11 protein-coding genes, 1 other RNA gene and 2 pseudogenes are annotated in these 13103 nt (G+C 55.9%); 5 read left to right on the plus strand and 9 right to left on the minus strand.

Annotated features, from left to right (window positions below):
* Positions 1-4 precede the first annotated feature (4 nt).
* Genes serC through gyrA form a run of 3 tightly spaced genes read right to left on the minus strand, consistent with a single transcriptional unit; the run spans position 5 to position 4397 of the window.
* Positions 5-1111 carry a 3-phosphoserine/phosphohydroxythreonine transaminase gene (gene serC, locus HYX42_RS09650; protein ID WP_293402253.1) on the minus strand — a complete coding sequence of 369 codons (1107 nt, stop codon included), beginning with the start codon at positions 1109-1111 and terminating at the stop codon, positions 5-7.
* Entirely contained in the window at positions 1108-1716 is a 609-nt protein-coding gene (locus tag HYX42_RS09655; protein WP_293402255.1) for a DUF2059 domain-containing protein, read from the minus strand. The genes serC and HYX42_RS09655 overlap by 4 nt, the downstream gene beginning before the upstream one ends.
* Entirely contained in the window at positions 1713-4397 is a 2685-nt protein-coding gene (gyrA, locus tag HYX42_RS09660) for a DNA gyrase subunit A (protein ID WP_293402257.1), read from the minus strand. Before gyrA ends, HYX42_RS09655 begins: the two co-directional genes overlap by 4 nt.
* A gap of 260 nt (positions 4398-4657) precedes the next feature.
* Between gyrA and ompA the strand changes: the two genes are divergently transcribed.
* From ompA to HYX42_RS09685, 5 genes are all read left to right on the plus strand, one after another.
* Entirely contained in the window at positions 4658-5293 is a 636-nt protein-coding gene (gene ompA, locus HYX42_RS09665; protein WP_293402259.1) for an outer membrane protein OmpA, read from the plus strand.
* A 67-nt stretch (positions 5294-5360) separates the two neighbouring features.
* A complete protein-coding gene (ubiG, locus tag HYX42_RS09670) occupies positions 5361-6068 on the plus strand; it encodes a bifunctional 2-polyprenyl-6-hydroxyphenol methylase/3-demethylubiquinol 3-O-methyltransferase UbiG (RefSeq protein ID WP_293402261.1) in 708 nt (235 codons plus the stop codon).
* A gap of 16 nt (positions 6069-6084) precedes the next feature.
* Entirely contained in the window at positions 6085-6750 is a 666-nt protein-coding gene (locus HYX42_RS09675; protein WP_293402263.1) for an HAD-IA family hydrolase, read from the plus strand.
* An 11-nt stretch (positions 6751-6761) separates the two neighbouring features.
* Positions 6762-7148, plus strand: a transfer-messenger RNA (tmRNA) gene (gene ssrA / locus HYX42_RS09680).
* Between the two features lie 213 nt (positions 7149-7361).
* Positions 7362-8225 (plus strand): integrase arm-type DNA-binding domain-containing protein, encoded by an 864-nt coding sequence (locus HYX42_RS09685; RefSeq protein ID WP_293402265.1) that lies wholly within the window; start codon positions 7362-7364, stop codon positions 8223-8225.
* 52 nt (positions 8226-8277) lie between these two features.
* On the opposite strand, the pseudogene HYX42_RS09690 reads toward HYX42_RS09685, so the two are convergent.
* The 6 genes and pseudogenes from HYX42_RS09690 to HYX42_RS09715 form a co-directional block, all read right to left on the minus strand.
* Positions 8278-8388: pseudogene (locus tag HYX42_RS09690) on the minus strand (ATP-binding protein); the annotation flags it as partial.
* A 2-nt stretch (positions 8389-8390) separates the two neighbouring features.
* Positions 8391-8648, minus strand: a pseudogene (locus HYX42_RS09695) (helix-turn-helix domain-containing protein); the annotation flags it as partial.
* Between the two features lie 321 nt (positions 8649-8969).
* On the minus strand, positions 8970-9968 hold the full coding sequence (locus HYX42_RS09700) for a tripartite tricarboxylate transporter substrate binding protein (RefSeq protein ID WP_293402267.1): 999 nt from the start codon (positions 9966-9968) through the stop codon (positions 8970-8972).
* 141 nt (positions 9969-10109) lie between these two features.
* Positions 10110-11024, minus strand: a complete 915-nt coding sequence (locus HYX42_RS09705; RefSeq protein WP_293402269.1) for an alpha/beta hydrolase — start codon at positions 11022-11024, stop codon at positions 10110-10112.
* Between the two features lie 63 nt (positions 11025-11087).
* The gene (locus HYX42_RS09710; RefSeq protein WP_293402271.1) at positions 11088-12086 is read right to left on the minus strand and encodes a 4,5-dihydroxyphthalate decarboxylase; all 999 of its coding nucleotides are present in this window, start codon (positions 12084-12086) and stop codon (positions 11088-11090) included.
* Between the two features lie 31 nt (positions 12087-12117).
* Complete coding sequence (locus HYX42_RS09715) at positions 12118-13089, minus strand: tripartite tricarboxylate transporter substrate binding protein (protein ID WP_293402273.1); 972 nt, start codon at positions 13087-13089, stop codon at positions 12118-12120.
* Positions 13090-13103 lie beyond the last annotated feature (14 nt).

Here is a 13103-nt window from a genome sequence, read left to right on the forward strand (position 1 = left end):
GATTTCAGGCGTTTTCACGCTCAAATTCTCGCATGTAGTTCACAAGGGCCTGGACGCCCTCAATTGGCATGGCGTTATAGATGCTGGCGCGCATGCCTCCTACCGACTTGTGCCCCTTGAGCTGAAGCAGTCCGCGGGCACGCGCGCCGTTCAGGAAAGCCTCGTTTCGCGACTCATCGCGCAGCATGAAGGGTACGTTCATCCGCGAGCGGCAATCCCTGTTGACCTTGTTGACGTAAAAACCGGATTCGTCAATGGCTTTGTAAAGCAGATCCGCTTTCGCAATATTGCGCAGCTCCATGGCGGCGATACCCGTAGCACCACCTTCTTTCTGGCGTTTTAGCCACTGGAAGGTCAACCCGGCAATGTAAATCGCATAGGTCGGAGGCGTGTTGTACATGGATGAGTTGCTGGCAACGGTTTTGTAGTCGAAGGCACTTGGACAGATCGGCAAGGCGCTGCCCAGAAGGTCTTCGCGTATCACCACGATGGTGACGCCTGCGGGCCCGAGGTTTTTCTGCGCGCCGCCAAATGCAAGACCAACTTTTGACCAATCCACCGTTCTTGACGCGACGTGTGAAGAAAAGTCGATGACAAGTGGCGCATCCGAGCCCAGGCTTTTGAGGTCGGGGATGAGGCCGAACTCTACGCCATTGATGGTTTCATTGGTGCACAGGTGCACATAAGCGGGGTTGCTTTGCAGCTTCCAGGAGGAAGGGTCGGGTATCGAGGTGTAGCCGCCTTCCTGGCTGCTGGCCGCTATGTTGACTTCGCAATATTTGCGCGCCTCTTTTTGTGACTTATCGCTCCAGGAGCCCGTCACCACAAAATCAACAGGCTTTCCTCCAGACAAATTCAGGGGGACGATGGCGTTCTCGGCCAGGCCTCCGCCCTGCATGAAAAGTATCCTGAAGTTGGCCGGTATCGCGAGCAGTTCGCGAAAGTCAGCTTCGGCTGTTTCGTATATGGAGATGAATTCCTTGCCCCGGTGGCTCATCTCCATGACGCCCATGCCGCTGCCATGCCAATCCAGCATCTCCGCAGCGGCTCGCTCCAACACTTCTTCGGGCAGGCAGGCGGGACCCGCAGAAAAATTGAACGGGCGCGTCATTTCTTGGGGGCAGGCCTTGCAGTTCCAGATGTCGCTGGTGTTGATGGCGCGGCTCTTGTTGACGGCGCTGAGGTGCTACCGATAATTTTGGCAGCGCTATCGTCAAATTGTTTGACCCGGCCTGTCACGTCGGCGCGCGTGATTTCTACAAGCTGCTTGACAAAAGAAGCGCCCAATTCAGGGGCCGCAGCCTGGTATTTCTTGACCGCAGGGGATTCGAAGAAAGTGGCAATTTGCTTCAATTCATCAATTGAAAACTTTTCCATATAGGCCGGAACGAGCGCATCCCCACTTGCCACGATGACCTTGCTTTTGATGGTTCTGGTAATGTCGTCATAGAGCTTTTTCAGTTCTGCATTCAGCTCGTCCTTGGCTTGCTGCTGCCTCGCCGCCGGGACATCCGCCTGCAACTTCTGCCCCCAGTTTTGCAATACTTCCTCAGTCGCGCTGTCTGCCAGTTGCGCTATCAGTCGATCAAGCTCCGGACCCTGCTGGAGCGCCACGACCTTTGCCGCCCATTCCTGCTTGGAAACAGGAGTTTGCGCATGGCCGAGGTTGAAGAATGCTGTGCTGGCAAGCGCCAGTGCTGCTAAAAGTTTTTTCATTTGTCGTTGTCCGTATCTGGTGTTTGGGGGCTGGTATCCAGGTCGCTGTCGGCGGCAGTGGTGTCACCTGAAGCAGGGCTGTCGTTTTCGTCAAGGGTAGCGTCGTTCTCCACGATGCGCTGCAGTCCGCTCAATTGTGAACCTTCATCCAGGCCGATCAGCGTGACGCCCTGTGTAGCCCTTCCCATTTCACGGATTTCGCTTACCCGCGTACGTACCAGGACACCCTTGTCCGTTATGAGCATGATTTCGTCGTCGGCATGTACCAGTGTGGCGGCCACAACCTTGCCGTTGCGCTCACTTTGCTGGATGGCGATCATGCCCTTGGTACCGCGTCCGTGACGCGTGTATTCAGTGATTGATGTGCGTTTGCCATATCCGTATTGGGTGGCTGTGAGTACGCTTTGCTGCTCGTCTTCTGCAACCAGCATGGCGATAACGCTCTGGCCGGCTTCGAGGGACATGCCGCGTACGCCACGCGCTGCCCGGCCCAGTGGCCGAACATCTTCCTCGTCAAAACGGACCGCTTTACCCCCATCGCTGAACAGCATGACGTCGTGCTTGCCATCGGTCAGCGCAGCGCCTATGAGGTAGTCGCCTTCGTCCAGGTTCACCGCAATGATTCCGCCCTTGCGCGGGTTGCTGAATTCGTCGAGTGCTGTTTTCTTGACTGTGCCCATGGACGTGCCCATGAACACATACTGGTCCGCCGGAAAGCTGCGTTTCTCGCCGGTCAGCGGCAGTACTACCGTGATCTTTTCGCCCTCCTGTAGAGGGAACATGTTGACGATGGGCCGGCCCCGCGATCCACGGGATCCAGCCGGAACTTCCCAGACCTTGAGCCAGTACAGTCGCCCGCGATTTGAAAAACACAGGATGTAGTCGTGCGTGTTGGCGATGAACAGCTGGTCGACCCAGTCGTCGTCTTTGGTGGCCGTCGCCTGCTTGCCCCGGCCGCCACGTTTTTGCGAACGGTATTCGGAAAGTGGCTGGCTCTTGATATAGCCGCTGTGTGAGAGCGTCACCACCATGTCAGTCGGCGTGATCAGGTCTTCCGTGCTGAGGTCAAAAGAGCTGTGCTCAATCAGGCTGCGGCGCGCGCCGAGCTTGGTCTGACCGAACTCCTGCTTGATGGCGCTCAACTCTTCGCCAATGATGATGGACACACGTTCCGGTCTGGCAAGGATGTCGAGCAGGTCGTCGATCTCGGCCATCACTTCCTTGTACTCGGCGACGATCTTGTCCTGCTCCAGACCGGTCAGGCGCTGCAGGCGCATCTGCAGGATTTCCTGGGCCTGCGTTTCCGACAGGCGATAAAGCCCGTCATTGCCCATGCCGTACACCTTTTCAAGCCCGTCGGGGCGATAGTCATCTGCGTTCACCACGCCGCCGTCTGCCCGCGTACGGGTCAGCATTTCGCGAACCAGCTTGCTGTCCCAGGGCTTGAGCATGAGCTCGGCCTTGGCGACGGGTGGCGTAGGCGCATTGCGGATGATGGCAATGAAATCATCAATATTTGCAAGCGCAACGGCCAGGCCTTCCAGGACATGTCCGCGCTCACGCGCTTTTCGCAGTGTGAATACGGTGCGCCGAGTCACCACTTCACGCCTATGGGAGAGGAAGACCTGGATGAGGTCCTTGAGGTTGCAGAGTTTGGGCTGGCCGTTGACCAGCGCCACCATGTTGATGCCGAAGGTGTCCTGCAACTGCGTCTGCTTGTAGAGATTGTTAAGCACAACCTCTGGCACTTCGCCGCGCTTGAGCTCAATGACAAGGCGCATGCCTGACTTGTCGCTCTCGTCCTGGATGTGGCTGATGCCCTCGATTTTCTTTTCGTGGACCAGCTCGGCCATGCGTTCCTGCAAGGTCTTTTTGTTGACCTGGTAGGGAAGCTCGTCAACGATGATGGATTGCCGCTGGCCCTTGTCGATGTCTTCAAAGTGGCACTTGGCGCGCATCACAACCTTGCCGCGACCTGTGCGGTAGCCGTCCTTCACGCCGTTGATGCCGTAAATAATGCCGGCGGTAGGGAAGTCTGGTGCTGGCACGATCTCCATCAGCTCATCAATGGATGCTTCAGGATTTTTCAGCAGGTGCAGGCAGGCATCAACTGATTCATTGAGGTTGTGCGGCGGAATGTTGGTCGCCATGCCGACCGCGATACCGGACGAGCCGTTGACCAGCAGGTTGGGAAACCTGGCGGGCATGACCAGAGGTTCGTTTTCGCTGCCGTCGTAGTTGGGGCCGAAATCGACTGTTTCCTTGTCCAGGTCTGCAAGCAGTTCATGCGCGATCTTGGACATGCGGATTTCGGTGTATCGCATGGCGGCGGCGTTGTCGCCGTCAACTGAGCCGAAGTTGCCCTGTCCGTCCACCAGCATGTGGCGCAGGGAGAAATCCTGCGCCATGCGGACGATGGTTTCATAAACCGCACTGTCACCGTGAGGGTGGTATTTGCCGATCACGTCGCCTACGATACGGGCGGATTTTTTATAGGGACGGTTCCAGTCGTTGTTGAGCTCATGCATGGCAAACAACACGCGCCGGTGGACAGGCTTGAGACCGTCGCGTGCATCCGGCAGCGCCCGTCCCACGATAACGCTCATGGCGTAATCCAGATAGCTGCGCCGCATTTCCTCCTCAAGACTGATGGGGAGGGTTTCTTTTGCAAACTGGGTCATGAGAGGGCCTGGGTAGAGATTTGTCGCGTTGTGCTTGGGCAGCAACAATGGATTTTAAGGCCTGAGTCCTGGGTGCCCTGGTTGTGGCTCGGGAGCAACAAACTCCAGAGATTCTCATGTCTGTGTCGGACGAACGCGATTGTGGGCTTGTGGCTTCAATAGGCTGTGGCACAATATCTGTAACGCTTTGAGTGATGGTCATTCACGGCGTGTAACTTATTAATCGCAGCCAGTCTGCGGCTTTTCTCTAGAGGAGAACCATGAAGAAACTCAACAAAGTGGCAATGTTGTTTGCTTCCGCAGCGCTTGCTACCGCCGCTGGTGCACAAACAATTGACAACTGGAAAAACGGTACCGGCGAATACGTCTGGAAAAACGGCACGAACGAATATTGCTGGCGTGATGCCAACTGGACGCCTGCTACTGCAGCTCCAGGCTGCGATGGTGCCATTGCTCCTGTGGCTCCTGTTGCTCCTCGCGCTGCCGCTCCTGCTCCTGCGCCCGCTCCTGCGCCCGCTCCTGCTCCAGCAACCGTGGCTTCCAAAGTCACCTACGCTGCTGATGCATTCTTCGACTTCGACAAGTCGGTTATCAAACCAGAAGGCAAAGCCAAGCTGGATGACCTGGTCGGCAAGATCAAGGACATCAACCTGGAAGTCATCATCGCTGTTGGTCACACCGACTCCGTTGGTAGCGACTCCTACAACCAGAAGCTGTCTGTCCGCCGCTCTGAAGCTGTGAAGGCATATCTGGTGTCCAAGGGCATCGAGAAAAACCGCGTCTACACTGAAGGCAAGGGCGAGAAACAGCCAGTTGCTGACAACAAGACCGCCGAAGGCCGCGCCAAGAACCGTCGCGTGGAAATCGAAGTGGTTGGTACCCGCGCCAACAAGTAATCCTTACGGATTCTTCAAAAAACCGCGCTACGGCGCGGTTTTTTTATGCCTCAACGATAATTGCCTCATGCCTATTACCGACAACGTCGATCCCGCCGAACTCGCCAAATTTTCAGACCTTGCCCATCGCTGGTGGGACCCTGAAAGCGAATTCCGGCCTTTGCACCAGATCAATCCCTTGCGCCTGGGCTGGATTGACGGATTGGTGCCGCTGGCCGGCAAACGGGTCCTGGATGTAGGCTGCGGCGGGGGAATTCTGGCGGATGCCATGGCCCGCAAGGGTGCTGAAGTTCTGGGCATTGATCTCGCGACCAAGTCCCTGAAAGTGGCGCAACTTCATGCCTTGGAAGCCCAGACTGAAGGTGTCAGCTACCAGGAAATCAGCGCCGAAGCTCTGGCTGCCGAGCGACCGGGCAATTTCGATGTGGTGACATGCATGGAGATGCTCGAACACGTTCCTGACGCCTCGTCCATCGTCAAGGCCTGCGCAACCCTGGTCAAACCGGGTGGTCATGTGTTCTTTTCCACCATTAACCGCAACCCGAAAGCTTTTCTTTTTGCGATAGTGGGCGCGGAATATGTCCTGAACCTGCTGCCGCGCGGTACGCATGAATACGCCAGGTTGCTCAAGCCCAGCGAGCTCGCAGTCCACTGCCGGGCCAACGGTCTGACCCTGGAACAAACCCGCGGCATGCAATACAACCCGCTGACGCGTCACTACTGGCTTGATGCCGACACCAGCGTCAACTACATGCTAGCTACAACGCGCACCTGATCGCAACAGCCACAAGATGTTTAAAGATATTGAAGCGATTCTGTTTGACCTTGACGGTACCCTGATCGACAGCGCGCCCGACCTGGGCGCAGCCGCGGACAAAATGCGCATTGACCGGGGTCTGGATTCCTATCCGCTGGATCTTTACCGTCCCATGGCCGGTGCAGGCGCCCGGGGCATGATCGGCATCGCCTTTGGCCTGACACCGCAGGACGCCGGGTTTGAAGCCCTCAGGGAAGAGTTTTTCGCCAACTACGAAGCCTGCATGACCGAACGCACCTACGCCTTTGAGGGTGTCGACGGCCTGATTGGGCAACTGGCAGGCGCCGGCTTCAAATGGGGCGTGGTGACCAATAAATCACAGCGCTTTACATTGCCGCTCACCGCTGCCATGCCCCTTTTTGCAAGCGCGCAAGCCATTGTGAGCGGTGACACCACGCCACATGCCAAGCCGCACCCCGAACCCCTGCTTGAAGCTGCCCGAAGGATCGGCGTTGAGCCCGGGCGGTGTGTGTATGTGGGCGACGACGAACGCGACATCGTGGCGGGCAGGGCTGCAGGCATGCCCACGGTCGCCGCAGCCTATGGCTACCTTGGTGCGGCCCCCGATGCAGCAGCCTGGCAAGCCGATGCGGTGATCTCTTCACCTATGGCCCTCTTGAATTTATTGCGAATGCCTTAAACTACCTGCCTGGGGCTGCATTGGTTTCGACGTGGGTTCGGACGCGGTGTGGTGCATGTCGAGCTGAGTGTGCTCGTAAAACTGATTCAAACAAACTAACTGCAAACGACGAACGTTTCGCACTCGCTGCTTAATTGCCAGTGAGCTTTACAACAGCAGGCCGATGGGCTGGGCAAGGGGTGTTTGGCGCAAGCTGAATGCTCCCGGCTGTAAAGATAATTTCATCGGCTGGCTCCGGGCTGGGTACCTTAACCCGGGGCAAGAAAATAGGGTGCTGGCGTCCTGTGTAGCGTGCGACTGCGCGACACAGGTGGCGAGACTCAGATCAGACCGCTAAACATGTAGATCTGCCCGAACAAGGCTTGCGGACGGGGGTTCAAATCCCCCCAGCTCCACCACCATAGTGTCCAAGGACGTTTACTGAAGTTCAGTAAACGTCCTTTTTCATTGGAGAATTGCTTTTACTTCGTCCAATGCGCTCCATTGAAATTTGACGACAGCCAACTCATAACCGGGGAACAAACCGGGGAACAAGTCATAAAAATGCCGTAGAATTCAAAGTTGTTCCCCGGTTCCCCTCTGAAAATGCCCCACCTTTATGAAGTTTTCCCATGCTGACCGACAAGCATTGCAAAAACGCTATTTGTCCTCCCGACAAGAAGCGTTCTCGGTTCACTGACTCAAGTGGTTTGTACCTTGAGGTAAGTCCTGCAGGATCAAAGCGTTGGTTCTGGAAGCTGTACGCGGGCGGCAAAGAAGGGCGCATGGCTTTGGGAAGTTACCCGGAGGTGGGGCTCGCTGATGCTCGCAGAGCCAGGGACAGGGTGAAGCTCCAGAAGTCGTTAGGTGTAAATCCTATTCAAGCACGTCGACTGGAACGGTTGAAAGCATTGAATCCTTCAGGTGATACTTTCAAGGAAGTGGCTTTGGAGTGGTTCGGGAGGCAAGCGCCTCAATGGAGTCAAGGGCATGCTGATCGGGCTCTGCGTCAGTTTGAACGCGATCTTTTTCCTTGGATCGGCAGTCGGCGTATGAGGGAGATCGAGCCAGTTGAACTGCTTGCGACGCTCCGGAAGGTCGAGGCACGTGGAGCCATCGAAACTGCAGACCGCGTGCTTATGTTGGCTCGCCAGGTGTGGCGATACGCGATTGCGACTGCTAGGGCTGATCGGGACATCACGGAAGGCTTAAAGGAGGCTTTGACGCCTTATAGAGGGACTCATTTCGGTGCGATAACTGATCCAGCCAAGTTCGGTGAATTGCTGCGTGCTATTGACGCATATCGCGGAGGTCCAATTGTGCGGGCTGCGCTGCAATTAGCGCCGATGCTCTTTCAACGTCCAATTGAACTGCGTGGCGGCGAATGGGGTGAGATGAATTTGGGCGACGCACTCTGGACGATTCCACCTGGCAGGATGAAAAGAACCAAAGATGGAAAAGAAAACGGTGATCTGTTCAATTCTGCTGAAGCCTGACCCCATACTTCCATCAAATCCTGACCCACACTTTATTGTGAGCACAAGGTGCTCACCGGGTATCTGATTTACTGATCTTCTCCTTCTTTGGCTGGGGTTTTGCAGAACTGTTCTTGAACCGGTAACTGTCATTTCCGGTTTCAAGAATATGACACCGATGGGTGTGTGGATCTGTCTTAAAGTGCGCCGCTGTTTGCGCGATTTTGTTGCCTCGGTTACCAGCCATCCGGCCAGCTTCTCGGCATAGGGATCGAGCTTGCTTGAGCTGACACGCCTGGCGTATCTGGGCTCGCTCTCCTCGGATCTGAGGTACTTCTTTACTGTGTTGCGTGCGAGGCCTGTACGCCTTGCAATTTCGCGGATGGACATCTGCTCTCGCAGTGCCCAGCGCCTGATGACATTCAAAGTCGCCACGTCTATCACTCCTGAGTTCCCCTGCTTTTGAAAACTAGCAGGGTAGGGCCTACGTGGATCAGGTTTCGATGGAAATTCCTGCTCTTAACGGGTCAGATTTCAGCAGCATTCAACAAATGCCTGTTCTCTCGCATGCGCCAGATAGGATTCTGGCGATTCCTTTACCGCGGTATCGGGCGGTTCCACGTGAGACTCATCATTGACGCTGCTTCACATAAAAGGGCGTCAGTTCCGTAAAGCTCATAGGTTCCCTAATCCTGTCCGGGTTCGTTTAAGTACCCTCGCAGTCGCTTCTACGATTTCGACCCGGTTAGCCGTGTTTAGCGAAGGTTAATTCTTTTGGATGTTTCCCGCTCTTACTACAGAGTTCCAGCGGGCAATTTCAGCATTCAGGAATTCCCGATATTGAACGGAAGTACCACCAAGAATCTCAACTTCCCCTGAAGGATCCAGCTTCTTCCTTACTTCGGGATCGAGTAGTGCTTTATTAATCACGGCATTCAATTGATTGATGATCGTTGGTGAGGTGCCGGCCGGAGCAGAAAACCCAAGCCAGCTCGACGCTAGCACCTTGGGGTAGCCGGCTTCAGCCAGAGTGGGTACGTCAGGCATGACGTCCAGGCGCGATGCGCCGGCAACACCAAGGGCCCTGACTCGGCCTCCCTTGATAAAGGGCAGTGCGTCCTGCACATTGCCGAACGCCACTTCGATCTCGCCATTGGCCAGCGCAATCATGGCCGGCGCACTTCCGGCATAAGGCACGCTGGCCAGGCTGGCTCCTGACGCCATGCGAAATAGCTCCATTGTGAGATGAGAGGACGAGCCTATTCCATTGCTGGCGTATAGCGTGGGCATAGACTTTCCCTGGGTGGCTGCGACCAACTCACCTGCTGTCTTGTACGGCGAGTTGCTGCGCACCAGCAGGAGGCTGGGCAATGTGGTGGTCAGCGCAATCGGTGCAAAGTCTTTTACAGGGTCATAAGGCAACTTTGTCTTCATGGCAGGCGCAATGCCGAAAGTGCCGCTTGATCCAACGATCAGGGTGTAGCCGTTAGGGGACGAACGTGCGACCTGGATGGCACCGATAGTGCCGCTGCCGCCGGTTTTGTTTTCAACCACGACGGGTTGCCCCAATGCTTGGCTGATGTAGGCACCAAGCACGCGGGTCACCCGGTCGTAATAGCCACCTGGCGGATTCGGCAAGATGATGTGGATGGGCTGCGACGGGTAGCGGTTTTGAGCCCCCGCCGCGGTAATCACCGGTGAACTGAAAGGCAAACTGATTGAGGCAGTCACCGCAGCCAGCAACAGCCAGGTTGGAGTTCTCATTTTTTTCCTTCGACGTAAGTACATCGTCAATAATTTTTGGCTTGCCGCTCAGGATCTTGACTTCGTCCTCGGTACACAGCGACGCGCCCCCAATCCACAACATCCCGGTGGTGGGAACTGCGGCAAAGGCACATGACGCGCTCAGGCAGTGATGCTTTTGAGGAAGGCTTCAACCTTTTCTGTCACCACTTCAGGTTTTTCAAGGTTGGTGTAGTGACCAGCACCTGTGACCCACTCCAGGCGCGCATCAGGGAACTGCGCAACCGCCGGATTGACCGGGTCGTCGTAATAGTAGGTTGGCTGCCCGTCGTCCATATCTCCCTGGAGGAGCAGCACGGGAAAGCGCATGTTTCGGAGCAGGCGACTGGTCCGGTCCAGCCGTTCTTTCTCGAAAGACGAGGCCTGGTAAAACCTGATGACCGACTCGGGCATGCCCGGGTGGCTCATTTCATCCTTTAGGTGTTCAAGCACCTCGGGGGCCACTGGGTTACGTAACATCTTCAGCAACCGGTAGTTGAAGTAATAGTCTGGGTTGGCGAACAGGTTGGGGCCGAGTATGGGATCGGCAAAATAAGTGCCCTGTGGCGAGTTCTCGGCACGCCAGATATGGCAAACCTGCTGCATCCGGACATAGCTCATCACTCGCTCGGGGTGGTTGCCCGAGAGGTAGTCTGCCAGCACACAACCGCGATCGTGCGCGACAATGTGAAAGCGCTTCAAGCCAATCTTGTCGAAGAGGGCCAGCATCTCTTCCGCACAGTTTTCCCAGCGCCAGTCGCCCGGGCGCTTGTCGCCCTGACCATAACCCTTGTGGTCAGGGGCAATGATGTGAAAGTTGCTGGAAAAGTGCTCAATCTGCGGTCGCCATGCGTACCAGCTTTCGGGGTTACCGTGCAGGAAAACAATGGTTTCTGCATCCTTTTTTCCAGCTTCGACATAGTGCCAGCGTATCGGTATCACGGCACCCGGCGCTTCCACAAAATGGTGTGTGACCGTGACATTACCCAATTGCTGTTTTTCGCCATCGGTGTTGGCTTTGACGACTCGTTTGCTCATGGTGATTCAGTTTTCTTTGATTGTTTTGAAATGCAGTTGCGATAGATAGAGAAATGGAGATGCTTAGACCTTGACTGAACTGAGGAGGTTTTTCGGGAAGAGTTCTTCCACCTCCATTGGGCGGTGGCACACCCCTTGGTCGAGCCCGAACTTGCAGAAGGCCTTGAGAGTGGTGTGATTGATCCTTCCGCCTTCATCAGGGCCAAGGCCGTACGGGAAGAAGTCCTCGCCGAAAAGGTTCTTCATACGCTGGGTGTATTCGGCCAGCCAGGCTAGCGGAGCGTGGCTGGCGGTGATGTCGCTCATACGCTCAAAGGAACGTTTCTTCGCCGTTTGCAAGGCCTTATAGAGGTTCATTGCCACCCAAGGATGCTGGTCCAGCACATCGGTTTTGATTACCAGGCCATGCATGATTGGGTAGATACGAGTGTCCTTGAAGTACTGCTCTTCCAGCGCTTGGTAGTCCGGCATTAGGCGCTCGATGCCCTTGCCGAAAGCATGTGGCGCACGAGCCGACATAACTGCATCAATCTCGCCATTCAGCAGCATGTCATTGAGCGACTTCGTGGGCGCGTTGCTATAGCGCAAGCCTTCGGGCAGGACAAGTTTGACCTTGTCCCTGCGACCAGGCTCGTTCACACCAGCCTGAACCCACTCGATGCGCTTGAGATCCACGCCAACGTAATCACTCAGCCAGCCGCGACCATAGATGCAGGCCGTCTGTCCCCATTCGGGCACGCCGACCCGTTTGCCCTGCAAATCCTCCGGACGCTTGATGGCACTGCCGGAGCGAATATAAAACATCGAATGCCGAAACGCCCTAGATACAAAGGACGGAAGGGCAATAATGCCGTCGTCACCTTGTGATTTGAGCGACATGTACTGGCCCATCGATATTTCTGAAATATCCCAATCGCGTGACTGCGTGAAGCGAAAGAAAATCTCCTCGATCGGCAGGTTGAGCGAGCGCAAAGACACACCTTCTATCGGTACGCTGCCATCCGTTACATCGCGCATGTGATCGTAGGAACCAAGAGCCATGGTGAGCGAAAGCCGGTTCAAATACTTCTCCTTGAGTAACGACAAGTCACCATCACTCAGCTTTGATCTGGTGGTCTTTAGCCAGCTTGGTGTATTTGGCCGAATCTGAGCGCAGCACATTTGCCAACACATTGGCGGGTGCTGGGCGCAGAACGACTCCTGTCTTTGCCACACTGGCCATAAGTGCAGCGTCGGCCAGAACCTTTGTAATGTCAGCGGCCAGCTTGGCAACGATTTCAGGTGGCAGTTTTGCCGGGCCCATGAGCGCGTTCCAGTTGGACATCTCCACCCCCTTTGCCCCTTGCTCTTCAAAGGTCTGCAGGTCGGGCAACTGCGCGTAGCGCTGTGCAGAAGCGATTCCCACCGCCTTGAGTTTTCCGCTTCTGATGTGCGGCACCACCAGGTTAGCTGTGACAATGGCCAGTGGAACCTGGCCACCCAGTACGTCAACCAAGGCGGGTGCGCAGCCTTTGTAACTTACGTGCGTAGCATCCACGCCAGTCTGGTCCTTGAGGAGTTCCATCGCAAAATGCATGGGGGTGCCGATACCACAGGAGCCGTAATTTAGCCCACCGGGCTTGGCTTTTGCGGCAGCCACCAGTTCTTTCACGTTGCTGATGTTGGAACTGGGGTGGGCCACAAGCACCATAGGCGTATCTCCTAGGTACAAGATGGGTGCCAAGTCTTTCATCGGATCGTAGGGCAACTTGCCCATTACTGCCAAATTGCCGATCATGGTCGGGTTCTGTGCCAGCAGCGTGTAACCGTCAGCGGCTGCCCGTACTACCTCAGTTGAGCCGATGTTGCCCGAGGCACCCGGCCGGTTGTCCACGACCACACCTTGCCCCCACATTTGTTGCAGGCCTGCGGCAATCTGCCGCGCGAGGGTGTCGGTGCTTCCTCCGGGGGGGAATGGCACGACGATGCGCACCGGCTTAGACGGATAGGTGTCTGCGTGCGCACTGAGAGTCATCGCGACTGATGCGATAAGTGCCGAAAGCAGCCTGCAATGTACGAAATACATGGTTTGTCTCCAAT

It is taken from the genome of Polaromonas sp. (genome assembly GCF_016185115.1).
In the GTDB taxonomy this organism is placed as follows: domain Bacteria; phylum Pseudomonadota; class Gammaproteobacteria; order Burkholderiales; family Burkholderiaceae_C; genus Polaromonas.